The following is a 26,942-nucleotide window of genomic DNA, read 5'->3' on the forward strand; positions in this document are numbered from 1 at the left end:
GACACCCCACGACTCCACCAGACGGAACAACGCCACCTCGATGGCGAACAACGCCGGCTGAGCGAAGCCCGTCTCGTTCAACAGCTCCGCATCCTCGCCCCACATCACCTCACGCAACGGGCGCTCCAGCAGCGGATCCAGCACAGCGAACACCGCGTCCAGCGCCTCCGCGAACACCGGGAACCGGCCGTAAAGCTCCCGGCCCATCCCCAGCCGCTGCGAACCCTGACCGGAGAAGAAGAACGCGCGCTTCCCGACCCGCTCCACCTGGTGCTCGACCAGCTCGGGCGCCGTGCGTCCCTCCGCCAGGGCGGTGAGCCCCGCCAGCAGACCTTCACGGTCGGTGGTCGTCAGGGCGGCCCGGTGGTCGAAGGCCGTGCGGGTCGTCGCCAGGGAGAACGCCAGGTCGGTCAGTGCGGCGTCCGGTCGTGCGGTCACCTGGGTGAGCAGCCTGCGGGCCTGGGCGCGCAGCGCGTTCTCGGACTTGCCGGAGAGCAGCACCGGCAGCGCCCCGGGCTCGCGGGCCGGTCCGTGCGGGGTGGTGACCGTCGGGTCGGTCCCGGCGGGCGGCGCCTGTTCCAGGATGACGTGGGCGTTCGTGCCGCTCGCACCGAACGAGGAGACCGCGGCGCGGCGCGGGAGGTCGGAATCGGGCCAGGCGACCGGCTCGGTGAGCAGCCGGGCGGCGCCCGCCGTCCAGTCGACCTGGGTGGTCGGCGTCTCGGCGTAGAGCGACCTCGGCAGGGTGCCGTGCCGCATCGCCATCACCATCTTGATCACGCCGGCGACGCCGGAGGCCGCCTGGCTGTGACCGATGTTGCTCTTCAGCGAGCCGAGCAGCACCGGGTGCTCGGGGTCGCGGCCCTGGCCGTAGGTGGCCAGCAGCGCCTGCGCCTCGATCGGGTCTCCGAGCTTGGTGCCGGTGCCGTGGGCCTCGACCGCGTCGACCTCGGCGGTCGTCAGACCGGAGTTGGCGAGGGCCTGGCGGATGACCCGCTGCTGGGCGGGTCCGCTGGGCGCCGTCAGTCCGTTGGAGGCGCCGTCCTGGTTGATGGCGGAGCCGCGCAGGACCGCCAGGACGTGGTGGCCGTTGCGCCGGGCGTCGGAGAGCCGCTCGACGACGAGCATGCCCACACCCTCGGACCAGCCGGTGCCGTCGGCCGAGTCGGAGAATGCCTTGCAGCGGCCGTCGTCGGACAGTGCGCCCTGGGCGCTGAATTCGACGAAGCCCGCCGGGGTGGCCATGACGGTCACACCGCCGGCCAGGGCGATGGAGCACTCGCCCGAGCGCAGGGCCTGGGCCGCGAGGTGCAGGGCGACCAGCGACGAGGAGCACGCCGTGTCGACGGAGACCGTGGGCCCCTGGAGTCCGAAGGAGTACGCGATGCGGCCGGACAGGAGGCTGGCCGACTGGGCCGTCTCCCACTGTCCCGCCTCGGCCGGCGGCCGGTAGTCGCCGCTGCCGCCTCCGACGTAGACGCCGGTGGTGCTCCCCCGCAGGGTCGCCGCGTCGATGCCCGCCCGCTCCAGTGCCTCCCAGGCGGCTTCGAGCACGATGCGCTGCTGCGGGTCCATCACGATGGCCTCGCGCGGCGAGATGCCGAACACGGCGGGGTCGAAGTCGGCGGCGTCGTAGAGGAAGCCGCCGTTTCCGGTGGTGCTGCGGCCGCGGCCGCCCTCCGGCGGGCCGCCGAGCAGAGTGTCGAGGTCCCAGCCGCGGTCGGTGGGGAACTCGCCCACGGCGTCGGTCTCGTCGAGTACGAGCTGCCACAGGTCCTCGGGCGAGCCGACGCCACCGGGGTAGCGGCAGGCCATGCCGACGATGACGACGGGGTCGTCCCCGGTGTGCGCCGAGGCCACGACGGGGGCCGTGGTGTCCGGCAGTGCGCCGAGCAGCAGGCTGCGCAGGTGCAGGGCGAGTTCGGCCGGGGTCGGGTGGTCGAAGACCAGGGTGGCGGGCAGGGTGACGCCGATGGCGGCCGTGAGCTGGTTGCGCAGGTCGACGGCGGTCAGCGAGTCGAAGCCGAGGTCCCGGAAGGGCAGGTCGGATTCGACGGCGTCGGTGTTCGAGTGGCCCAGGACCACGGCGACCTTGTCGGTCACCAGGGCCAGCAGGGCGTCGTCGCGCTCCGCCTCGGGCAGCGCGAGCAGGTCGCGCCGGTAGGCGCCGTCCGCCGAGAGCTCGTCGCCGCGGTCGGCGTCGGCGGCGGTGATGGCGGTGCGGGCTTCGGGCAGGCCGGCCAGCAGGGCGGTGCGGCGGCTTTCGGTGAAGGCCGGCGCGAAGGTCTCCCAGCGCACGTCGGCGACGGTGACGGCCGGTTCGTCGTCGGCGACGGCCCGGCCGAGCGCGGCGAGCGCCGCGTCGGGGTCGAGCACGGGCAGGCCGCTCAGCCGCAGGTGCGCGGCCATGGAGGGCTCGACCAGGTCCGACCAGGCGCTCCAGGAGACGGTGAGCGCGGTGGCGCCGCGGTCGCGGCGCTGCCGGGCGAGGGCGTCGAGGTACGCGCCGTGCGCGGCCTGCGCGGCCTGGCCCCGGACGCCCCAGACTCCGGCGATCGTGCCGAAGAGGACGAACGCGTCGAGCGGCCGGTCGCCGAGTACGGCGTCGAGCTGGACCGCGCCGGCGACGGCGGCGGTGAGCCCCGCCTCTCCGGCGCCGATGCCGTCGGTGTCCGCCTCCGCGTGGATCACCGCGGTCAGCGGCAGGTCCTCGGGGAGCGCGGCCAGCAGGGCGGTCAGCGCGTCGTGGTCGGACACGTCGCAGACGGCGAAGGTGACCGTGGCTCCGAGCTGTTCCAGTTCGGCTTCGAGCCCCTCGGTCCCGGCGAGGTCGTCCGCGTGGCGGCCGGTCAGGACGAGGTGCCGGGCGCCGTCGCGGGCCAGCCTGCGGGCGGCCCTGCCGCCCATCGCCGCGGTGCCGCCGGTGATGAGCACGGTGCCGGTGGGCCGCCAGGAGTCGCCGGCCGGGTTGGCCGTCGTGGCGGTCGTACGGACCAGGCGGCGTCCGAGGGTCGCGGTGGCGCGGACCGCGATCTGGTCCTCGCCGTCGCGGTGGGTCAGGGCCGCCGCGAAGGCGGCGCCCGTGCGGTCGTCGAGCGTGGCGGGGAGGTCGATGAGCCCGCCCCAGCGGTCGGAGTGTTCCAGTGCGGCGACCCGGCCGAGCCCCCATACGGCGGCCTGTCCGGCGCTCAGCAGCGGCTCGGTGGCGGAGACGGACACCGCGCCCCGGGTGACGCACCACAGCGGCGCGTCGATGCCCGCTTCGCCCAGGGCCGTCAGCAGCGCCTCGGGCCAGGCCGTCTCCGGCGGCAGGCCGGTGGCGTCCGTGGTGCCGGTGGCGAGCAGGGAGACGACTCCGGCGAAGCCCGTTGCGTCGCGGTCCTCGCGGGCCGTGGCGAGCAGCCGTGTCAGGTCGGCGGCGGTGGGCCCGGCGTTCACCCGTACGACGTCCGCGCCCAGCGCCTCGACGGCGGCGTCCGTCCACGGGGACGGGTCTCCGGCGGGCAGGAGCACGAGCCAGGTGCCGGAAGGTGCGGCGGCGGTCCGTGCGGGCAGCGGGGTCCAGGTCTCGCGGTAGCGCCAGTCGGCGCCGGCGGACTGCTCGCCGCGGCGGCGGCGCCACGCGGAGAGCGCGGGCACCATCGTGGTGACGGTGTCGCCGTCCAGGTCGAGCGAGGCGGCCAGCGACTCGACGTCCTGGCGCTCGACGGCCGACCAGAACGCGGCGTCCACCGGGTCGGGCACGCCGACGGCCGCGATGGCGGCGGGCTCCGGCCAGTACCGCTCGCGCTGGAAGGCGTACGTCGGCAGTTCGACCCGGCGTGCCCCCAGCCCCTCGAAGAACGCGGACCAGCGCGGTCCCGTCCCGTGGGCGTGCAGGGCGGCCAGTGCGGCGACGACCGCCGCTTCCTCGCTCTGGTCCTTGCGCAGGAACGGCACGACCAGGGGCGCCGGCTGGGCGCCGTCCAGGCTCTGCTGGGCCATCGCGGAGAGCACCCCGTCCGGGCCCAGCTCGACGAAGGCGCCGACTCCGGCGTCCCGCAGCGTCCGTATCCCGTCGGCGAACCGTACGGCTTCGCGCACGTGCCGCACCCAGTAGGCCGGGGAGCGCAGTTCGTCGGCGGTCGCCAGGGCGCCGGTGAGGTTGGAGACCACCGGGATGCGGGGCTTGTCGTAGGTCAGGCCATCGGTGACCCGGGCGAAGTCCGCGAGCATCGCGTCCATCAGCGGCGAGTGGAAGGCGTGCGAGACCCGCAGCCGCCTGGTGCGGCGGCCGTCGGCGGCGAACATCTCGGCGACCAGCAGGACGGCGTCCTCGGCGCCGGCGACGACCAGCGAGCGGGGGCCGTTGACCGCGGAGATCGACACGTTCGCGTCGAGCAGCGGGGCGACCTCGTCCTCGGTGGCCTCGATGGCGACCATCGCGCCGCCCTGCGGGAGCGCCTGCATCAGGGTGGCGCGGGCCGCGACCAGGCGGCAGGCGTCGGCCAGGGAGAACACGCCCGCCACATGGGCGGCGGTGATCTCACCGATGGAGTGTCCGGCGACGAAGTCCGGGGGGATGCCCCACGACTCGGCGAGCCGGAACAGGGCTACCTCGACGGCGAACAGGGCGGGCTGGGTCCAGCCGGTCTCGTCGAGGAGTTCCGCCTCGAAGGTTCCCGGGAGGGCGAACAGCACTTCCCTGAGCGGGAATTCGAGCTCCGTGTCCAGGTGGGCGAGGACCGCGTCCAGCGCCTCGGCGAAGACGGGGAACCGTTCGTACAGCTCGCGGCCCATGGCGGCGCGCTGGCTGCCCTGGCCGGAGAAGAGGAACGCCGTCTTGCCCGGGGCGCGGCTCGCGACTCCGCGTGCGCTCTCGCGCACACCGTCGGGGCCGGCCAGCAGCACCGCGCGGTGCGGGAAGACCGTGCGGTCGGTGGCGAGCGAGCGGCCGATGTCCAGCGGGGACAGGCCGGTGTTCAGCGCGGCGAAGCCGGTGATCCGGTCGATCTGTGCCTGGAGGGCCTCACGCGTCCGGCCGGAGACGATCCACGGCACGACGGCGGGGGCGGCGGCCGGCTCGGCGGGCTGCGCCTGCGGCGCTTCGAGCGCCGGCGCCTGCTCGACGATGACGTGCGCGTTCGTACCGCTGACACCGAACGCCGAGACTCCGGCGCGGCGCGGGCGGCCGGTCTCGGGCCAGGCGGTCTGCTCGGTCAGCAGCTCCACCGCGCCCGCCGACCAGTCCACGTGCGCGGACGGGGCGCCGATGTGCAGGGACTTGGGCAGCGTGCCGTGGCGCATCGCCATCAGCATCTTGATGACGCCCGCGACACCGGCGGCGGCCTGGGTGTGACCGATGTTGGACTTGACGGTGCCGAGCAGCAGCGGACGCTCCCGGTCCTGCCCGTAGGCGGTGAGCAGCGCCTGGGCCTCGATCGGGTCGCCCAGGGTGGTGCCGGTGCCGTGGGCCTCGACGGCGTCGATGTGGGCGGGGCTCAGTCCGGCGTCGGCGAGCGCCTGCTGGATGACCCGCTGCTGGGAGGGGCCGTTGGGGGCGGTCAGGCCGTTGGACGCGCCGTCCTGGTTGACGGCGGTCGAGCGGATGATGCCGCGGACCTCGTGTCCGTTGCGTACGGCGTCGGAGAGCCGCTCCAGGACCAGGATGCCCACGCCCTCGGACCAGGCGGTGCCGTCGGCGCTGTCGGAGAACGCCTTGCACCGGCCGTCGGGGGCCAGTCCGCCCTGCCGGGAGAACTCGACGAAGGAGTCGGGGCTCGACATCACCGAGACGCCGCCCGCGATCACCAGGGAGCACTCGCCGGCGCTCAGCGCCTTGCCGGCCCAGTGCATCGCGACCAGCGAGGAGGAGCAGGCGGTGTCGACGGTGACGGCCGGGCCCTCCAGGCCGAGCGCGTAGGAGAGCCGGCCCGACATGACGCTGGCGGTGTTGCCGGTGGCGACGTAGCCCTGTACGTCGGACGGTGACCGACGCAGCAGGTTGGGGTAGTCCTGGCCGTTGGTGCCGACGAAGACGCCGGTGCTGGAGCCGCGCAGGGCCGAGGGGTCGATGCCCGCCCGCTCCAGCGCCTCCCAGGTGGCCTCCAGCAGCAGGCGCTGCTGCGGGTCCATGGCGAGCGCCTCACGCGGCGAGATGCCGAAGAAGCGGGCGTCGAAGTCGGCGACCTGGGTGAGGAATCCGCCTTCGAGGGTGTCCGACGCGCCCGCTCCGAGCGCCTCGATGTCCCAGCCGCGGTCGTCGGGGAACCGGGTGATGCCGTCCCCGCCCTCTTCGAGCAGTCGCCACAGTTCCTCGGGCGAGGTGACGCCGCCGGGGAAGCGGCAGCTCATGCCGACGACGGCGATCGGGTCGTCGTGGACGGGCTTGCCGCTCGCCACCGGGGCGGCGGCGCGCTCGGGCAGCGAGCCGAGGATCTCGGCGAGCAGGAAGTCCGCCATCTCGCGCGGGGTCGGCCGGTCGTAGACCAGGGACACCGGGAGGCTGAGCCCGGTGACGGCGGCCAGGGTGTTGCGCAGTTCGAGCGTGGTCAGCGAGTCGAAGCCCAGGTCGCGGAAGGCCCGGTCGTCCTCGATGGCGCCGGGGTCGCTGTGGCCGAGCACGGCGGCGACCTGGGTGCGCAGCAGGTCGAGCACGAACGCGCCGCGCTCGGCGTCCGGGAGCTCCACGAGGCGCTGTCGAAGCAGCGTGTCGTCGCCGGTGGCGCCGGCCGGTGCGGTGGCCGACTGCCGCACTTCCGGCAGGTCGCCGACGAGCGGCAGCGGGCGGGTCGAGGCGAACGCCGGGACGAAGCGGGCCCAGTCGATGTCGGCGAGCGCGAGGGCGGTGTCGTCCTGCTCGATGGCGCGGAGCAGGGCGCGTACGGCGGGTTCCGGCGCGAGGGGCTCGAAACCGCCGCGCCGTACGCGCCGTTCGATCTCCGCCTCGTCGGCGACCATGCCCGATCCGGCCCAGGGGCCCCAGGCGACGGAGAGCGCGGTGCGGCCGTGTGCCCGCCGGTACTCGGCGAGGGCGTCCAGGTAGGCGTTTGCCGCGGCGTAGTTGCCCTGTCCTGCGGCGCCGAAGACACCGGCGGTGGAGGAGAAGAGGACGAACGCGGACAGCGGGAGGTGGGCGGTCAGCTCGTGCAGGTTGAGCGCGGAGGCGACCTTGGCCTCCAGTACGGTCCGGAAGCTGTCCTGGGTCAGGGTGTCCACCACGCCGTCCTGGACGACACCGGCCGTGTGGATCACCGCGTTGAGCGGGGCGTCGTCGGGCACGGAGTCGAGCAGGGCGGCCAGCGCGTCGCGGTCGGCGACGTCGCAGGCGAAGATGGTGACCCGGGCGCCCAGGCCCTCCAGTTCGGCGCGCAGCGCGTCCGCGCCGGGGGCGTCCTCGCCACGGCGGCTGACGAGCAGCAGGTGTTCCGCGCCGGCGCGGGCCAGGCCGCGGGCGACGTGGCCGCCGAGGCCGCCGGTGCCGCCGGTGATCAGGGTGGTGCCCGTCGGGTCGAAGGTGACCGCGGTGGTCTGCGCCGCGGGGCTGTGGGCGAGGCGGCGTACGAACACGCCGGAGGCGCGTACGGCCGCTTCGCTCTCCCCGGCGGTCCCGGCCAGGACGCCGCGCAGCCTGCGCGCGCTGTGGGTGTCGAGCTGTTCGGGCAGGTCGACGCAGCCGCCCCAGCGGTCGGGCTGTTCGAGGGCGACGACGCGGCCCAGGCCCCATACGGCGGCCTGGTCGAGTCCGACGACCGGCTCGGAGCGGCCCACGGAGACGGCGCCGCGGGTGACGGCCCACAGGGGGGCGTCGATGTCCGCGTCGCCGAGCGCCTGTACGGCGACGGCGGTCAGGAGCAGGGAGTCGGGAACCCCGGTGCGGGCGAGGCCGCCGCAGCCGGTGAGGCCGAGCAGTGACAGGACGCCGGCGAACTCGCCGTGTTCGGCGCGCAGTGCGGCCAGCCGTTCGGCGAGCGCGGCCCGGTCGGGGCCGACGCCCTCGCACAGGACGGTCTGTGTCGCGAGGGCGGCGACGACGTCGGCGGACCATTCGGCCTCGTCGGTGCCGGGCGGTGTGAGGACCAGCCAGCGTCCGGTGAGCGCGCTGGGGGCGGTGGATCCGGTCTGCGGCTTCCAGGTGACGCGGTAGCGCCAGGCGTCCACCTCGGACTGCTCGTCGCGGCGGCGGCGCCAGGCGGTGAGCGCCGGGACCATCGCGGTGACGGTCGCGTCGTCGAGGCCCAGTGAGGCGACGAGTGAGCCGACGTCGTCGCGCTCGATCGCCGACCAGAACTCGGCGTCGGCGGCGCTGCCGGCGCTCACGGGTCCGGCGGCGGGGGCGGCGAGGGTGTCGGGCCAGTACCGCTCGCGCTGGAAGGCGTAGGTGGGCAGTGCGATCCGGCCGGCGCCGCTGTCCGCGAAGTACGCGGGCCAGTCGACGTCCACGCCGTTGGCGTGGGCGCCGGCCAGCGCGGTGGTGACGGTCTGCTCCTCGGGCCGGCCGCTCCGCAGCAGCGGCAGCAGCGCGGTGCGCGGCTCGTCGGTGAGGCTGTCGCGGGCCATGCCGCAGAGCACGCCGTCGGGGCCGATCTCCAGGAAGGTGCGGACCTGGCCCTGTGCGGAGAGCCAGTTGACGCCGTCGGCGAAGCGGACGGCCCGGCGCACGTGCTGGACCCAGTACTCCGGGTCGGTCATCTGGTCCTCGGCGGCGAGGCCGCCGGTGACGTTGGAGACGAGGGGGATCACCGGCGGCTGGTAGGTGACGCCCCGCGCGACGCGGGCGAAGTCGTCGAGCATGCCGTCCATGAGGGGCGAGTGGAAGGCGTGGCTCACCCGCAGCCGCTTGGTCCTGCGGCCGCGTTCGCCCAGGGTGGCGGCGATGCCGAGGACGGTGTCCTCGGCGCCGGCGATGACAAGCGACGCCGGGCCGTTGACGGCGGCGACGGACACCTCGTCCTCGTGGCCCTCCAGCAGCGGCAGGACCTCGTCCTCGGCGGCCTCCAGGGAGATCATCGCGCCGCCCTCGGGCAGCGCCTGCATCAGCCGTCCGCGCGCCGCCACCAGGGTGCACGCGTCCGGCAGGGTGAGCACGCCCGCGACGTGCGCGGCGGCGAGCTCCCCGACGGAGTGCCCGGCGAGGTAGTCGGGGGTGATGCCCCACGACTCGGTGAGCCGGAACAGGGCCACCTCGACGGCGAACAGCGCGGGCTGCGCGTACTCGGTGCGGTCGAGGAGGGCCGCCTCGGGCGAGCCGTCGGCGGAGAACAGGATCCCGCGCAGCGGCCGGTCGAGGGCGCCGTCCATCCGGGCCAGTACGGCGTCGAGCGCGTCGGCGAAGACGGGGTAGCGCTCGTACAGCTCGCGGCCCATGCCGGGCCGCTGGCTGCCCTGTCCGGTGAACAGGAACGCCGTGCGGCCGCGAGCCGTGCCGCCCTGGACCACGCCGGGTCCGGGCAGTCCGTCGCGCAGCGCCAGCAGGCCGCGCAGCAGTTCGTCGCGCTCCCCCGCCACCACGGCGGCGCGGCGCTCCAGGCCGGCCCTGGAGGTGGCCAGGGAGAAGGCGAGGTCGGTCAGGGGGGTGTCGGGGCGCTCCTCGACCAGGGCGAGCAGCCGTCCGGCCTGGGCGCGCAGGGCGGCCTCGCTGCGGGCGGAGACCACCAGCGGCAGGACGCCGGGGCGGGGCCGGCCGGCGGGGGCCGGCCGGTCGGCGGGCTCATCGGCGGGCGCCTGTTCGAGGATCGCGTGCACGTTGGTGCCGCTGAGGCCGAACGAGGAGACGGCACCGCGGCGCGGGCGGCCGGTCTCGGGCCAGTCGGTGCGCTCGGTGAGCAGGTCGATGGCGCCGGAGGACCAGTCCACGTGCGAGGACGGGGTGTCGATGTGGAGGGTCTTCGGTACGACGCCCTCCTGGAGGGCGTGCACCATCTTGATCACGCTGGCGACGCCGGAGGCCATCTGGGTGTGGCCGATGTTGGTCTTGACCGAGCCGAGCAGCAGGGGCCGTTCGCCGTCCCGGTCCTGGCCGTAGGTGGTGAGCAGGGCCTGGGCCTCGATGGGGTCGCCCAGGGCGGTCCCGGTGCCGTGGCCCTCGATGACGTCGACCTCGCGGGACCGCAGACCGGCGTTGGCCAGGGCCTGGCGGATGACGCGCTGCTGGGAGGGGCCGTTGGGGGCGGTGAGGCCGTTGGACGCGCCGTCCTGGTTGACGGCGGAGCCGCGGACGACGGCGAGCACGGTGTGGCCGTTGCGGCGGGCGTCGGAGAGGCGCTCCAGCAGGACCAGGCCGACGCCCTCGGCGAGGGTCATGCCGTCGGCGGCCTCGGCGTACGCCTTGCAGCGGCCGTCGGTGGCGAGGGCCCGCTGGCGGCTGAAGCCGACGAACGCGCTGGGGGTGGACATGATGCTGACGCCGCCCGCGAGCGCCAGGGTGCTCTCGCCGTTGCGCAGGGACTGGCAGGCCAGGTGGAGCGCGACCAGGGACGACGAGCAGGCGGTGTCGAGGGTGACGGCCGGTCCCTCGAAGCCGAACAGGTAGTTGACCCGGCCGGACAGCACGCTGGAGAGCGTGCCGGTGATCATGTGGCCTTCGGAGCCCTCGGAGGAGTTGGCCACGCTGGACGCGTAGTCCTGGTAGCTGGCGCCAATGAAGGTGCCGGTGAGGCTGGAGCGCTGGGAGACGATGTCGATCCCGGCGTGCTCGAAGGCTTCCCAGGCCGTCTCCAGCAGGAGGCGCTGCTGCGGGTCCATCGACATCGCCTCGCGCGGCGAGATCCCGAAGAAGCCGGGGTCGAACTCGGCGACGTCCTGGAGGAATCCGCCCTGGACCGAGTAGGTCTTGCCGGACCGGTCGGGGTCCGGGTCGTAGAGTCCCTCGGCGTCCCAGCCCCGGTCGGCGGGGAAGGCGGAGACGGCGTCGATGCCCTCCAGGGTGAGCTTCCACAGCTCCTCGGGCGAGGTGACCCCGCCGGGGTAGCGGCAGCCCATGCCGACGATGACGATGGGGTCGTCGTCGGTCGCGGCGGCGGACGCGGTGGCCGCGGGCGCTCCGGCGCTCTGGGCGCCGGCCAGCTCGGTGCGGAGGAATCCGGCGAGTGCGGCCGGGTTGGGGTAGTCGAAGACCATGGTCGTCGGCAGCGTCAGTCCGGTGACGGACGCGAGGCGGTTGCGCAGTCCGACGGCGGTGAGCGAGTCGAAGCCCACGTCACGGAAGGCACGCTGGTCCGGCAGGGCGTCGGGGGTCGACAGGCCCAGCACGGCCATGGCCTCGGTGCGGACGACCTCCAGGACCAGCCGCTCCTGCTCGGCGGCGGACAGGGCCCGCAGCCGGGCGGTGAACTCGCCCTCCACCACGGTGCCGGTGCTCTGCTCGGCGGCCTCGGTCAGGGCCCGGACCTCGGGGATCTCGGTGAAGAGGTTGGTGGGGCGGCTGGAGGTGAAGACGGGGTGGTACGTCGCCCAGTCGACGTCGGCGACCGCGACGGCCGTCTCGTCGTCGTCCAGGGCCCGCTTCAGTCCGCTCAGCGCCAGCTGCGGGTCCATGAACTCCAGGCCGCTGCGGCGGATCATCTGCGGGTCGACGCGGCCGGCCTTGATGTCGTCGGCCCAGATGCCCCAGGAGAGCGAGGTGGCGCGCAGGCCGCGGGCGCGGCGGTGGGCGGCAAGCGCCGCGAGGTAGGCGTTGCCTGCCACGTAGGCGGCGTGCGCCCCGCTGCCCCACATGCCGGCGGTGGACGAGTAGAGGATCAGGTCGTCCAGGTCCTCGTGGTCGAGGAGTTCGTCCAGGACCCGGGCGCCGGTCACCTTGGCGTCCAGGACGCGGGAGAAGGCGTCCATGGTGGTCTCGGCCAGCGAGTACAGCTCGATGAGCGCGGCGGTGTGCACGACCGTGCGCACGGTGCGGCCCTCCGCCTTGAGCTGGGCGAGGAGAGCGGCAACGGCGTCGCGGTCGGTGACGTCGCACGCGACGGCGGTGGCCTGCGTGCCCGAAGCGGTGAGTTCCGCGACGAGTTCGGCCACGCCCGGGGCGTCCGCGCCCCGGCGGCTCATCAGTACCAGGTGCTCGGCGCCCCGCCCGGCCAGCCAGCGGGCCAGGTGCGGGGCGAGCGTGCCCGAGCCGCCGGTGATCAGGGTGGTGCCGCGCGGCGTCCAGTCGCGGGCCGGGCCCTGCCCGCCGGCCGCGACGCGGACGATGCGCCGGGTGAAGACCCCGGAGGCACGGACGGCGAGCTGGTCCTCGTCGCCCAGGGCGCCGGACAGTGCGGACGCCAGCCGTCCGGCGGCGCGCGGGTCGAGTGCGCGCGGCAGGTCGACGACGCCGCCCCAGCGCTGCGGGTGCTCCAGCGCGGTGGTCCAGCCGACGCCGGTGACCAGGGCCTGGGTGGGGGAGGTGATCTCGTCGGAGCGGCCGGTGGAGACCGCGCCCCGGGTGAGGAACCACAGCGGTGCCTCGATTCCGGCGTCGCCCAGGGCCTGGACCAGGGAGACGCTCAGGGCCAGGCCGAGCGGCAGCACGGGGGTGCGCTCGTCCGGCTCCTCGGCGGCGGCGAGCGTGGAGACGACACCGGTGATCTCCCCGGCGCCGGCCAGCCGTTCGACGAGCACCGCGCGGTCCACGCACGTCCCGTCCAGGACGAGGCGGGTGACCGCGGCGCCCTGGCCGCTCAGTGCGTCGGCGACCTCGTCCGTGTCGTGGTCGTGGCCTTCGGCGCCGACCAGCAGCCAGGTGCCGGACAGCGACCGCTGCGGGACGGTGCCGACGGGGCTCCAGGACACCCGGTAGCGCCAGGAGTCGACGGTGGAGCGGTCCTTGCGGGACCTGCGCCACGACGAGAGGGCGGGCAGGACCGCGGCCACGGAGTTCTCGTCCGTGCCCAGGGCGGAGGTGAGCGCGGAGACGTCCTCCTGCTCCACGGCGGCCCAGAACTCGGCGTCGGCGGGGTCGGCGGCCACCGCCGGCTCGGCGGCGGGAGGGATGGCCCAGAGCTGTTCGTGCTGGAACGCGTAGGTGGGCAGGTCGACCCGGCGGGCTCCGGCGCCCTCGAAGACGCCTGCCCAGTCGACGTCGACGCCGCGGACGAAGACCTCGGCCGCGGAGAGCAGGAAGCGGGACACGCTGCCCTGGTCCCGGCGCAGCGTGCCGGTGGCGACGCCCGTTTCGGCCGACTCGTCGATCATGTCCTGCACGGCCATGGTCAGTACGGGGTGCGAGCTGACCTCGATGAAGGCGCGGTGTCCGGCCTCCAGCAGATCGTGCACGGCGTCGGCGAACAGGACCCTCTGGCGCAGGTTGCGGAACCAGTAGCCCGCGTCCATCCCCCCGGTGTCCAGCCAGTCGCCGGCCGTCGTGGAGAAGAACGGGACGTCGCCGGTGCGCGGGGCGATCGGCGCGAGTACGTCGAGGAGTTCGTCGTGGAGGTTCTCTACCTGGGCGGAGTGCGAGGCGTAGTCCACGGCGATCCGCCGCACGCGTACCTCGTCGGCGGTCAGCTCGTCCGACAGCCCGTCCAGCGCCTCGGGTTCGCCGGAGACGACGACCGAGCGCGGTCCGTTGACGGCGGCGACGGACACCCGGCCCTGCCAGGCGTCGAGACGGCTCTGCAGCTGCTCCACCGGCAGCGCCACCGACATCATCCCGCCGTGGCCGGCCAGGGTGCGGCCGATGGCCTGGCTGCGCAGGGTCACGACCCGGGCGCCGTCCTGGAGGGACAGCGCGCCGGAGACGACGGCCGCGGCGATCTCGCCCTGCGAGTGGCCGACGACCGCCGCGGGCTCGACGCCGCGGGAGCGCCACAGGGCGGCCAGCGACACCATGACCGCGAACGAGGCGGGCTGTACGACGTCGACGCGCTCCAGGGTGGGCGCGCCCTCCTTGCCCTGGAGCACGTCGATGAGCGACCAGTCCACGAACTCACCGATGGCCGCGGCGCATTCGGCGATTCGCTCGGCGAAGACCGGTGACTCGGTCAGCAGCCGGGCTCCCATGCCCACCCACTGAGAGCCCTGGCCGGGGAAGACGAAGACGGTTTTGCCCTCGACGTCGGCGGTCCCGCGGGCCACCACGGCGGACGGTCCGTCGGCCGCGACGGCGCGCAGGGCGTCCATCGGGTCGGTGTCCTCGGTGGGGACCACCACGGCGCGGTGCTCGAAGACCGCGCGGGAGGAGACGAGCGAGTATCCGACGTCGAGCGGGCGCGGCGCGGGGCTCGCGGTCTCCAGGTGCGACACGAGCCGGGCCGCCTGCGCACGCAGCGCGGCGGCGGTCTTCGCCGAGACCGTCCACGGCACGACGCCGCCGGCCACCGGCACGGGCTCGGCGGCGGGGGCCGCCTCGGGCTCGTCGGCGGAGGGCGCCTGCTCAATCAGGGTGTGGGCGTTGGTGCCGCTGATGCCGAACGAGGAGACGGCACCGCGGCGCGGGCGGCCGGTCTCGGGCCACTCGACGGCCTCGTGCAGCAGCCGCACGGAGCCGGAGTCCCAGTCCACGTGCGAGGACGGGTTGTCGGCGTGCAGGGTCCTGGGCAGCAGGCCGTGGCGCAGCGCCATGACCATCTTGATGACGCTGGCGACACCTGCGGCGGACTGGGTGTGGCCGATGTTCGACTTGACCGAGCCGAGCAGCAGCGAGCGCTCCGGGTCGCGGTCGCGTCCGTACGTCGCGAGCAGGGCCTGCGCCTCGATCGGGTCGCCCAGGGGCGTCCCGGTTCCGTGCGCCTCCACGACGTCGATGTCCGAGGGGGCCAGGCGGGCGTTGGCCAGGGCCTGGCGCATCACCCGCTGCTGGGCGGGCCCGTTGGGGGCGGTGAGTCCGTTGGACGCGCCGTCCTGGTTGATCGCCGAGCCGCGGATCACCGCGAGGACGGGGTGTCCGTTGCGCCGGGCGTCGGAGAGCCGTTCGACCAGCAGGATGCCGACGCCCTCGGCGAGGGTCATGCCGTCCGCCTCGTCGGAGAACGCCTTGCAGCGGCCGTCCTGGGCGAGGGCCCGCTGGCGGCTGAAGGCGATGAAAGGGGCGGGGGTGGTCATGATCGTGGCGCCACCCGCGACGGCGAGCGTGGACTCCCCGTTGCGCAGCGACTGGCAGGCCAGGTGCAGCGCGACCAGGGACGAGGAGCAGGCGGTGTCGATGGTGACGGCGGGGCCTTCGAGGCCCATGACGTAGGAGATGCGTCCGGACAGGACGCTGGGGATGCTGCCGGTGACCATGTGGCCCTCGGCGCCGTCGCCGGCGCCCAGTCCGTAGTCCTGGTAGCTGGAGCCGATGAAGGTGCCGGTGAGGCTTCCGCGGGCCGCGGCGGGGTCGATCCCGGCGCGCTCGAAGGTCTCCCAGGTGGTCTCCAGCAGCAGCCGCTGCTGGGGGTCCATCACCAGCGCCTCGCGCGGGGAGATGCCGAAGAACGTCGGGTCGAACGCGTCGGCCTCGTGCAGGAAGCCGCCGAGGGTGGAGTAGGTCTTGCCCTGCCGGTCCGGGTCGGGGTCGAAGAGGCCCTCGGTGTCCCAGCCGCGGTTGACGGGGAAGTCCGACACGGCGTCCGCGCCGTCGGTGACCAGGTCCCACAGCTGCTCGGGCGAGTCGGCTCCGCCGGGGAAGCGGCAGGCCATCCCGATGATGGCGATGGGTTCGTCGTCGGCGGCGCCGGTGGCGACCGGCCCGGCCACGTCGAGGACGGCGCCGAGGATCTCGGCCAGGAGGTACTGCGCCAGCTCCAGCGGGGTCGGGTAGTCGAAGACCATGGTGCTGGGCAGGGTGAGGCCGGTGGTGGCGGCCAGGCGCTTGCGCAGTTCGACGGCGGTCAGCGAGTCGAAGCCGATGTCCCGGAAGGCGCGTCCCTCGGGGACGCTGTCCGCGGACCCGTGGCCGAGGACGACGGCGGCCTCGCTGCGTACGAGGTCGGACAGGAGCCGGGTCTGCTCGGGCTCGGAGAGGGCGCGTACCCGTGTGACGAACTCGGAGGTGTCACCGGTGTCGGCGGCGCCTGCCGCGTCGGCCAGCGCCCGTACCTCCGGCAGGCCGTCGAGCAGCGCGCTGGGGCGGGCCGAGGTGAACACCGGTGCGTAGCGGTCCCAGTCGACGTCGGCGACGGTGACGGTGGTGTCGCCCTGGACGACGGCGCGCCGCAGTTCGGTCATCGAGAGGACCGGCTCCAGGAGGCCGAGTCCCTGGCGCTGCAGGGCGCCGGAGACCGCCTCGTCGGTGGCCATGCCCGCTTCGGCCCAGGGGCCCCAGGCGACGGAGGTGGCGGCCAGTCCGCGGGCGCGCCGGTGCTCGGCGAGGGCGTCGAGGTAGGCGTTGGCGGCGCCGTAGGCGCTCTGGCCGCCGCTGCCCCAGACGCCGGCGATGGAGCCGAAGAGGACGAACAGGTCGAGTTCGCGGTCCCCGAGCAACTCGTCGAGGTGGGCGGCCCCCGCGAGCTTCGCGGAGGTGAGTTCGGCGAACTCGGCGGGGGTCAGCCCGTCGAGGGGGCCGTACTGGCCGACGCCCGCGGTGTGCACCACGCCGGTCAGGGGCAGTTCGTCCGGGACGGCGGCGAGCACGGAGGCCAGCGCGTCCCGGTCGGCGGCGTCGCAGGCGACGATCTCGACGCGGGCGCCCAGCTCCTCCAGTTCGGCGCGCAGGGCGTCGGCGCCGGGGGCGTCCGGGCCGCGGCGGCTGGTGAGGACGAGGTTCTCGGCGCCGGAGCGGGCCAGCCAGCGGCCGACCTCCGCGCCGAGGCCACCGGTGCCGCCGGTCACCAGCACGGTGCCGCGGGCGGTGAACTCCTCGGCGACCGGGAGGGTTTCGGCGGTGTGCCGGACGAGACGGCGGCCCAGGGCCCCGCCCGCGCGGAGCGCCACCTGGTCCTCGCCGTCGGGGGCGTGCTTGACGGCGAGGACGCCGGCGAGGCGCTGCGCGGTCCGCTCGTCGAGCGTCCCGGGCAGGTCGACGAGCCCGCCCCAGAGCCGCGGGTGTTCCAGGGCCACGGTCCGCCCGAGCCCCCAGGCCGCGGCCTGCACGGGGTGGGTGAGGGGGTCGGCGGGCCCGGTGGACACGGCGCCGCGGGTGGCCGTCCACAGCCGTCCGTGGGATCCCGTGTCGTGGAGTGCCTGGACGAGTGCGAGCGTCAGGGCGAGGCCGTGGCTGAGCGGCGCGTACGCGCCGGAGGGACGCTCGTCCAGCGGGAGCAGGGAGAGCACGTTGGCCGCGCTGTCGAAGCCTTCGGTGGCTTCGAGCCGGGCGGCGAGCACCTGCCGGTCGGCGCACGCGGCGTCCAGGGCGAGGCGGTGCACCCGCGCGCCGTGCGCACTCAGGGTGCCCGCCAGCTGCTCGACGAGTTCGCCGGCGCCCCCGGCGTCCTCGGTGTCGCCGGTGACGAGCAGCCAGGTGCCGTCGAGGACCGGGGCGGCGGGCTTGTTGAGCTGCGCCCATTCGACGCGGTAGCGCAGCGCGTCCAGCCGGGACTTCTCCTGCTTGCCGCGCCGCCAGGAGGTCAGCGCGGGCAGCAGGGAGCCGAGGGAGTCGTGCTCCTGCTCGCCCAGGCCGAGGATGGCGGCCAGCTCGTCGGCGTCGCCGCGCTCGACGGCGGCCCACAGCCGCTGGTCGGCGGGGTCGGTGCCGTTCGCAGCGGCGGCCGCGGCGGGCAGCTGCGGCCAGTAGAACTCGTGCTGGAAGGCGTAGGTGGGCAGGTCGACGCGGCGGGCGCCGCTGTCGGCGAAGTAGGCCGTCCAGTCCACCGTGACGCCCTGGACCTGGAGCCGGGCGAGCGCGGTGGTGACGGCCAGTTCCTCGCCGCGGTCGGCGCGGCAGAGCGGGACGAGTTCGGCGTCGTACGTGTCGCCGAGGGTGTCCTGGGCCATGGCGGACAGCGGGCCGTCGGGGCCCAGTTCCAGGAAGGTGCTCGTGCCGGCGTCGCGCAGGGTGCGGACGCAGTCGGCGAAGCGGACGGTGTCGCGGACGTGGGTGACCCAGTACTCGGCCGAGCACACCTGCTCGTCGGTGGCCAGGGCGCCGGTCAGGTTGGATACCAGCGGGATGCGCGGTGCGTGGAAGGTGAGTCCTTCGACGACGGTGCGGAACGCGTCGAGCATGGCGGCCATGCGCGGCGAGTGGAAGGCATGGCTCACCCGCAGGCGCTTGGTCTTGCGCCCGAGCTCGTCGAACGCGGCGGCGATCTCCAGGACGGCGTCCTCGTCGCCGGAGACGACGACCGAGTCGGGTCCGTTGACGGCGGCGATCGCCACGGCGTCCTCGCGGCCGGCCAGCAGCGGGGTGACCTCGTCCTCGGTGGCCTGGACAGCGACCATCGCGCCGCCCGTGGGCAGCGCCTGCATCAGCTTGGCGCGGGCGGCGACCAGGGTGCAGGCGTCCGTGAGCGACAGGACGCCGGCGGCGTGGGCCGCCGCGAGCTCGCCGATGGAGTGGCCGGCCACGAAGTCCGGCTTGATGCCCCAGGACCGTACGAGACGGAACAGCGCGACCTCGACGGCGAACAGCGCGGGCTGGGTCCAGCCGGTCGTGTCCAGCAGGGCGGCCTCGTCCGTGCCGTCAGCCGCGAACAGCACCTCGCGCAGGGGGCGGTCGAGCAGCGGGTCGAGGTCGGCGAAGACCGCGTCGAGGGCCTCGGCGAACACCGGGAAGCGCTCGTAGAGTTCGCGCCCCATGGCGGCGCGCTGGCTGCCCTGGCCGGTGAAGAGCATCGCGGTCCGGCCGCGCCGGGTCGCCTCGCCCTCGATCACCCCGGCGTCGGGGCGTTCGGTGGCCAGTCCGGTGAGGGAACGCAGCAGCCCGGCGCGGTCCCCGGCGAGCACGGCGGCCCGCTGGTCGAACCGGGTGCGGGTGGTGGCGAGGGAGAACGCCCCGTCCAGCAGATCGAGTTCGGGGTGCGCCTGCACGTAGGAGAGCAGGCGTGACGCCTGGCCGCGCAGGGCGGCGCGGGTCCGGCCCGAGATCAGCCACGGCGTGGTCGCGGGGGTGTGGCTCGGGGTGGTGCGCTCCGGTGCGGTGGTGGCCGGGGCCTGTTCGACGATGGTGTGGACGTTGGTACCGCTGATGCCGAAGGAGGAGACGCCGGCGCGGCGGGGGCGGCCGGTCTCGGGCCAGGGGGTCGACTCGGTCAGCAGTTCAACCTCACCCGCCGTCCAGTCCACGTGCGAGGACGGGGCGTCGACGTGCAGCGTCTGCGGCAGCACACCGTGGCGCATCGCCATCACCATCTTGATCACGCCCGCCACGCCCGCGGCGGCCTGGGTGTGTCCCAGGTTCGACTTCACCGAACCCAGCAGCAGAGGCTGCTCCGGGTCGCGGTCGCGTCCGTACGTCGCCAGCAGCGCCTGCGCCTCGATCGGGTCACCCAGCGACGTGCCGGTGCCGTGCGCCTCGACGACGTCGACGTCCTCGGCCGACAGGCCGCCGCTGGCGAGCGCCTGACGGATCACCCGCTGCTGCGACGGACCGTTGGGCGCCGTCAGACCGTTGGACGCACCGTCCTGGTTGACCGCGCTGCCGCGCACCACGGCCAGAATCTCGTGACCGTTGCGCAACGCGTCCGACTGCCGCTCCAGCACCAGCATGCCGATGCCCTCGGACCAGCCGACACCGTCGGCCGACTCGGAGAACGCCTTGCACCGGCCATCGGCCGAAAGACCGCGCTGCCGGGCGAAGTCCACGAACACCGACGGGGTCGACATCACCGTCACGCCGCCGGCCAGGGCCAGCGAGCACTCGCCACTGCGCAGGGCCTGCATCGCCCAGTGCATCGCCACCAGCGACGACGAACACGCCGTGTCCACCGTCACCGCCGGACCCTCCAGGCCCAGGGTGTACGACACCCGGCCCGACGCCAGACTCGCCGAGCTGCCACTGCCGCGGAAGCCCTCGAACTCGGGGGCGGCCAGCACCGCACCGTAATCGCTGTACATCACACCGGCGAACACGCCGGTCGCACTGCCCTTGAGCGACACCGGGTCGATCCCGGCCCGCTCGATCGCCTCCCACGACGTCTCCAGCAGCAGCCGCTGCTGCGAGTCCGTCGCCAGCGCCTCGCGCGGCGACATCCCGAAGAACGCCGGGTCGAACTCACCCGCGTCGTGCAGGAATCCGCCCGAGCGCGTGTAGGACGTTCCCTTGTGATCGGGGTCCGGGTCGAAGAGGCCGTCCACATCCCAGCCACGGTTGGTCGGGAAGCCGGATATGACGTCCGCGCCCTCGGTGACCAGTCGCCACAGGTCCTCGGGCGAGGTCACACCGCCCGGATAGCGGCAGCTCATCCCCACGACCACGATCGGGTCGTCCGCCTCCGCCGCGCCGCGCCCGGCCGCGGGCAGCGCCACGGCCACCTCGGCGCCGAGCAGTTCTTCGAGGATGTATCCGACCAGGCTCCGCACGGTCGGGTAGTCGAAGACCAGCGTGGCGGGCAGCCGCAGCCCGGTCACGGTGTTGAGCCGGTTGCGGAGCTCGACGGCGGTGAGGGAGTCGAAGCCCAGCTCGCGGAAGGCACGCCCGGGGTCGATGTCCTCGCCGCCCGCGTGGCCCAGGACGAGGGCGGTCTGGCCGCGCACGAGGTCGAGCAGCAGGTCGAGACGTTCCTCCGTCTCCAGCCGGTTCAGCTTCTGCACGAGGCCACTGGCCGTGCTCGATCCGGCGACGGAGGCACGGCGGGTACGGGTGCGGATCAACGAGCGCAGCAGCGGCGGGACTTCGCCCTGCGCGCGCAGCGTCGGGAGGTCCAGCCGCACGGGTACGACGACGGGCTCCGAGGTGGACTGCGCCGCGTCGAAGAGCGCCACACCCTGCTCGGGCGTCAGCGCCCGCACGCCGGAGCGGGCGTGCCGGTCCGCCTCGGTCTCGGCCAGGGTGCCCGTCATGCCGCCGGTGCGGTCCCACGGTCCCCAGGCCAGGGACAGGCCCGGCAGTCCCTCGGCCCTGCGACGCTCCATCAGCGCGTCCAGGAAGGCGTTTCCTGCCGCGTAGTTGCCCTGACCCGCGCTGCCGATGACGCCGGCGACGGAGGAGAAGACCACGAACGCGGTGAGGGCGTGGTCCTGTGTCAGCTCGTGCAGGTTCCAGGCCGCGTCGGCCTTGGGCCGCAGGACCGCGTCCAGCCGCTCCGGCGTCAGCGAGCCCAGCACACCGTCGTCCAGCACACCGGCGGTGTGGATCACGGCGGAGACGGTGTGGCGTGCCAGCAGGTCGGCCAGCGCGTCCCGGTCGGCGACGTCGCACGCCTCGACCGAGACCTCCGCGCCCAGCTCCGACAACTCGCCCACCAGGGCTTCGGCGCCGTCGGCGTCCGCACCCCGGCGGCTCACCAGCAGCAGACGGCGCGCACCGTGCTCGGCGACCAGGTGGCGGGCCATCACCGCGCCCAGCCCACCCGTACCGCCCGTGATCAGAACACTGCCGTCGCCGTCCCACACCGGGTCGGCGGCGATCTCGCCCAGCGCCCTGCGCACCAGCCGCCCGGCCAGGACGCCGCCGTCGCGCACGATCGCCTGCGGCTCGTCCAGGCCCAGCGCCGGCAACGGCAGAACAACCGGTCCCACCGGATCGAGGTCCACCAGGCCGAAGCAGCCCGGATTCTCCGACTGCGCCGACCGCAACAGGCCCCACACCGCGGCCGCGGCCACGTCGGTGCCACCGACCGCGCCGCGCGTCACGAACACCAGCCGTGACGCGGCGAATCGCTCGTCGGCGAGCCAGGACTGCGCGGATGCCAGGGCTTCGGCCGTCAGGGTGTGGGCGGACCGCGCCGCGTCGGCGCCGGTCCTGCCGTCGAGGGTCACCAGGACGACGGCGGGCACGGGCCCGTCGGCCGCCGCCAGCTCCGTCAGATCCCGGTACGCGGCGGCGGTGAGCGCCCCGTGCTCGACGAGTCCGAACGCGTCGGGGCCGACCAAGGCGACGGACTCGGGAGCGGTCGCCCCCTGCCGTACGGACACCCAGCCCAGGCCGAACAGCGCGTCGCGCGCGGCCGTGCCGGCGGAGTCGAGCTGCTGGGCGGCGACCGCCCGCAGCACCAGCGACTCCACGGAGACCACGGGCGCGCCGGAGGCGTCGGCGACCTGGATCGCGATCGAGTCCTCGCCGGCCGGAGTCAGCCGCACGCGCAGTGCGGTGGCTCCGGTGGCGTGCAGTGACACGCCCTCCCAGGAGAAGGGCAGCCCGCCGCGGCTGTCCGCGCCGAGCTCGACGAAGGACGCGGCGTGCAGCGCGGCGTCCAGCAGTGCGGGGTGCAGTCCGAACGTGTCCGCTCCGGTGTCGCCGCCCTCGGGCAGTGCGACCTCGGCGTAGACGTCGCCGTCGTGCCGCCAGGCGGCCCGCAGCCCCTGGAAGACCGGGCCGTAGGCGAAGCCGTCCTCGGCCAGCCGGTCGTAGAGGCCCTCGACGGACACGGGCCGGGCCCCGGTGGGAGGCCACTGCGCGGCGTCGAATCCGGCGCCGTGCCCGGCGGTCTGCTCGTCGACGGCCAGTACACCGGTGGCGTGCCGGGTCCAGGCGTTCTCGTCGCTCCCCTCGGGCCGGGAATAGACGTCGACCGTACGGCGGCCCGAGTCGTCGGGGTTGCCGATCCACAGCTGGACCTGGATGCCGCCCTGCTCGGGCAGGACCAGCGGCGCGGCCAGGGTCAGTTCCTCGACCCGGTCGCAGCCGACCTCGTCGCCCGCGCGGACGGCGAGTTCGAGGAAGGCGGTGCCGGGGAGCAGCGTGATGCCGCGCACGGCGTGGTCGGCGAGCCACGGGTGGGACTGGAGCGAGAGGCGGCCGGTGAGCAGCACGCCCTCGGAGTCGGCGAGCGAGACGGCGGCGGCGAGCAGCGGGTGGTGCGCGGCGCCGAGCCCGGCCGCGCGCAGATCGGCCGACTGGCTCTGGGCGCCGCCCTTGGGCCAGTACCTGCGGCGCTGGAAGGCGTAGGTGGGCAGGTCGTGGCGGCGGGCGCCGGTGCCGGCGAAGTACTCAGCCCAGCGGACGGCGGTGCCGCGTACGTACAGCCCGGCCAGCGCGGTGGTGAGGGCGTGGGTCTCGGGGCGGCCGGCGCGAAGGGTGGGGAGCGCGGTGGATCCGTCGGCGTCGGCGGCGTCCAGGCAGTCCTGGGTCATCGCGGACAGGACGCTGTCGGGGCCGAGTTCGAGGAAGGTGGTGACACCGTGGTCGGTGAGCCAGCCGATGCCGTCGGCGAAGCGCACGGCCCGGCGGACGTGGTCCACCCAGTAGTCGGCGGAGGTGACCTGCGCGACGGTGGCGGGCTCGCCGGTGAGGTTGGAGACGAACGGCAGCAGCGGGGCCTGGAGGGACAGACCGGACACGACCGCGCGGAACTCGTCGAGCATCGGCTCCATGAGCGGTGAGTGGAAGGCGTGCGAGACGGCGAGGCGTTTGGTTCTGCGGCCCTCGGCCTCCAGGCGCGCGGCGATCTCGGCGACCGCGTCCTCCTCGCCCGCGAGGACGAGCGAGCGGGGGCCGTTGACCGCGGCGACGGACACGGTGTCCTCGTGGCCGGCCAGCAGCGGGGCGACCTCGTCCTCGGTGGCCTGCACGGCGACCATCGCGCCGCCCGCCGGCAGTGCCTGCATCAGGCGGCCGCGGGCGGTGACGAGCACGGCCGCGTCACTCAGGGAGAGCACTCCGGCGACGTGGGCGGCGGTGATCTCACCGATGGAGTGGCCGGTCAGGTAGTCGGGCTTGACGCCCCAGGACTCCACCAGGCGGTACAGCGCGACCTCGACGGCGAACAGCGCGGGCTGCGCGTACTCGGTACGGTTCAGCGCCTCGGCGTCCTCGCCCCAGAGCACCTCGCGCAGCGGGCGGTCCAGCAGCGGGTCCAGGACGGCGAAGGCGGCGTCCAGCGCGTCGGCGAAGACCGGGAAGGCGGCGTGCAGTTCACGGCCCGCGCCCAGACGCTGGGAGCCCTGGCCGGTGAAGAGGAACGCCAGCTTCCCCTCGCCCTGGGCGGCGCCGCGCACCTGGTCGGCGGCTTCGCGGTCCTCGGCCAGCGCGGTCAGTCCGGCGAGCGCCGTCTCGCGGTCGGCGGCCATGAGTACGGCGCGGTGCTCGAAGCCCGCGCGAGTGGTGGCCAGCGAGTAAGCGACGTCGAGGGTGTTCGCGGCGGGCTCGGACTCCAGCGCGGCCACCAGCGAGGCGGCCTGGGCGCGCAGCGCCTCGCGGGTCCGTCCGGAGACCAGCAGCGGCACCGGGCCCCGGTGCGTGACGGTGTCGTCGTCCTCGCTCACGGGGGCGGGCGGGGCCTGCTCGACGATGGTGTGCGCGTTGGTGCCGCTGATGCCGAACGAGGAGACGCCGGCCCGCCGGGGCGCGCCGGTCTCGGGCCACGGGCGGTTCTCGTCGAGGATGCGGACCGCGCCCTGCGACCAGTCGACGTGCGACGAGGGCTCGTCGGCCAGCAGGGTCCGCGGCAGCACTCCGTGCCGCATGGCCATGACCATCTTGATGACACCGGCGACACCGGCCGCGGCCTGGGTGTGGCTGATGTTGGACTTGACGGAGCCGAGCAGCAGCGGCCGGTCCTCTTCGCGTCCCTGGCCGTAGGTCGCGAGCAGGGCCTGTGCCTCGACCGGGTCACCGAGTGTGGTGCCGGTGCCGTGCGCCTCGACGGCGTCGACCTCGGACGCGGAGAGCCGGGAGTTGACCAGGGCCTGCCGGATGACCTCCTGCTGGGAGGGGCCGTTGGGGGCGGTGAGTCCGTTGGACGCGCCGTCCTGGTTGACGGCGGTGCCGCGTACGACGGCGAGGACCTCGTGGCCGTTGCGCCGGGCGTCGGAGAGCCGTTCGAGCACGAGGACGCCCACGCCCTCGGCCCAGCCGGTGCCGTCGGCGGTGTCGCCGAAGGAGCGGCAGCGTCCGTCGGCGGAGAGGCCGCCCTGGCGGCCCATTTCGATGAAGGTGCCGGGGCTGGACATGACGGTGACGCCGCCGGCCAGTGCGAGGGCGCACTCCCCCGCGCGCAGCGCCTGGGTGGCGAGGTGGACGGCCACCAGGGAGGAGGAGCAGGCGGTGTCGACGGTGACGGCGGGGCCGACCGTGCCGAAGGTGTAGGAGATGCGTCCTGACAGCACGCTGCCGGTGTTGCCGGTGAGCTGGAACCCCTCCGCGCCGTCGGCGGGGCCGACCCGGTAGTCCTGGGCCATCGCGCCCATGAACACACCGGTCTGGCTGCCCTTGACCGAGGTCGGGTCGATGCCCGCGCGCTCGAAGGCCTCCCAGGCCGATTCGAGCGCGACGCGCTGCTGGGGGTCCATGGCGACGGCTTCGCGCGGTGAGATGCCGAAGAAGTCTGCGTCGAAGTCGGGGGCGTCGTGGAGGAAGCCGCCGGACCGGGTGCTGGACGCGGCGAGCGCCTCGGTGTCCCAGCCGCGGTCGGCGGGGAAGTCGGAGATGCCGTTCTCACCGGCTTCGACCAGGCGCCAGAGGTCTTCCGGGCTGCTGACGCCGCCGGGGTAGCGGCACGTCATGCCGATGATGGCGATCGGCTCCTGGGCCGCCGACTCCAGCTCGTTGACGCGCTGCCGTGTCCGCCGGAGGTCCGCGGTAGCAAGCTTGAGGTAGTCCCGGAGCTTCTGTTCGTTGTCCATCTCAACTCAACCCATCTCGACAGCCAGTGGCCGAACATGAATCACGCGGGGGCATCTCGCGCTCGCCGTGCAATACGAAAAAAATTGGAAAGCCACATGGCTTCGCAGCCGTTCAGCGGGAAGCCATGTGGCGAGTGTCGTACGAACCGCGACGGGAATTCCCTAGTCCTTTGCGGTCCTTCGGACGGCTACCAGTTGGAGGCCAGCAGAAGGTCCCCGTATTCGTGTTCCCGGGAGACCTGATTCAGGTCGGAATCGACCATCATGCACATCAGCTCGGGGAAGTCGACGGTGGGCTTCCAGCCGAGCTGGGCGCGGGCGTGCCCGCTGTCGGCGCAGAGGACCTCCACCTCGGCCGGGCGCACCAGCGCCGGGTCGATGACGACGTAGTCCTGCCAGTCCAGGCCCACGTGGTCGAAGGCGATGCGCACCGCGTCGCGCACCGAGTGCATGGTGCCGCTGCCGATCACGTAGTCGTCCGGCTCGTCGGGCTGGAGCATGAGGTGCATCGCGCGGACGTAGTCGCCGGCGAAGCCCCAGTCCCGTACCGCGTCGATGTTCCCCAGGTGCAGCTTCTCCTGGAAGCCGAGCTTGATACGGGCGACGGCCAGGGATATCTTCCGGGTCACGAATTCCGAGCCGCGGCGCGGGGACTCGTGGTTGAAGAGCATGCCGGAGACGGCGTACATCCCGAAGGACTCACGGTAGTTGCGGGTGATGAAGTGCCCGTACGCCTTGGCGGCGCCGTACGGGCTGCGCGGGTGGAACAGCGTCGACTCGCGCTGCGGAGTCTCGGCGGCCTTGCCGAACATCTCCGAGGACGACGCCTGGTAGAAACGGATCTGGCCGCCCGAGGTGGTGCGCGAGCCGTTGAGGCCGCTCACCATCCGGATGGCCTCCAGAACACGCAGCACACCCGTGCCGTTGACCTCGGTCACCAGCTCGGCCTGCTGCCACGACATCGGCACGAACGAGATCGCGCCGAGGTTGTAGACCTCGTCGGGCTGCACGGTGTCGACGGCGGAGACCAGGCTGCCCTGGTCCATCAGGTCGCCGTCCACGAACGAGAGCTCGGAGACGAGCCGGCTGACCCTCGACTTGCGCGGGTTGGCCTGACCTCGGTTCAGCCCCCAGACCTCGTAACCCTCGGCCAGGAGATGCTCGGCCAGATAAGAACCATCCTGGCCGGTAATACCGGTGATCAGTGCACGCTTGGTCATACGAACCCCTTCTCGACCACGGAGAGAACGCCCAAACGCACAGCTCGGTCGACGACCCAGCATCGAATACGCTTCATGTCCGGACGATAGACATCGGCACGCTCGCAAGCCGCCGACCACGGTGTCAAGAAATCCCGGGCTTACTAGGGAATTCCCGAGTCGGGGTCCCGCGCGGAAGGCCGGAAGGGG

At 74.0% G+C, this 26,942-nt stretch carries 2 protein-coding genes; both read right to left on the reverse strand.

All coding sequences use genetic code 11. The features are described from left to right. The coding region (locus ACFPZI_RS36830) for a type I polyketide synthase (RefSeq protein WP_381371523.1) at nucleotides 1-25,533 on the reverse strand (25,533 nt) is incomplete at its 3' end. A gap of 188 nt (nucleotides 25,534-25,721) precedes the next feature. Further along, complete coding sequence (locus ACFPZI_RS36835; RefSeq protein ID WP_381371524.1) at nucleotides 25,722-26,753, reverse strand: GDP-mannose 4,6-dehydratase; 1,032 nt, start codon at nucleotides 26,751-26,753, stop codon at nucleotides 25,722-25,724. Nucleotides 26,754-26,942 lie beyond the last annotated feature (189 nt).

Source organism: Streptomyces chlorus, from assembly GCF_042655885.1.
GTDB lineage: Bacteria > Actinomycetota > Actinomycetes > Streptomycetales > Streptomycetaceae > Streptomyces > Streptomyces chlorus.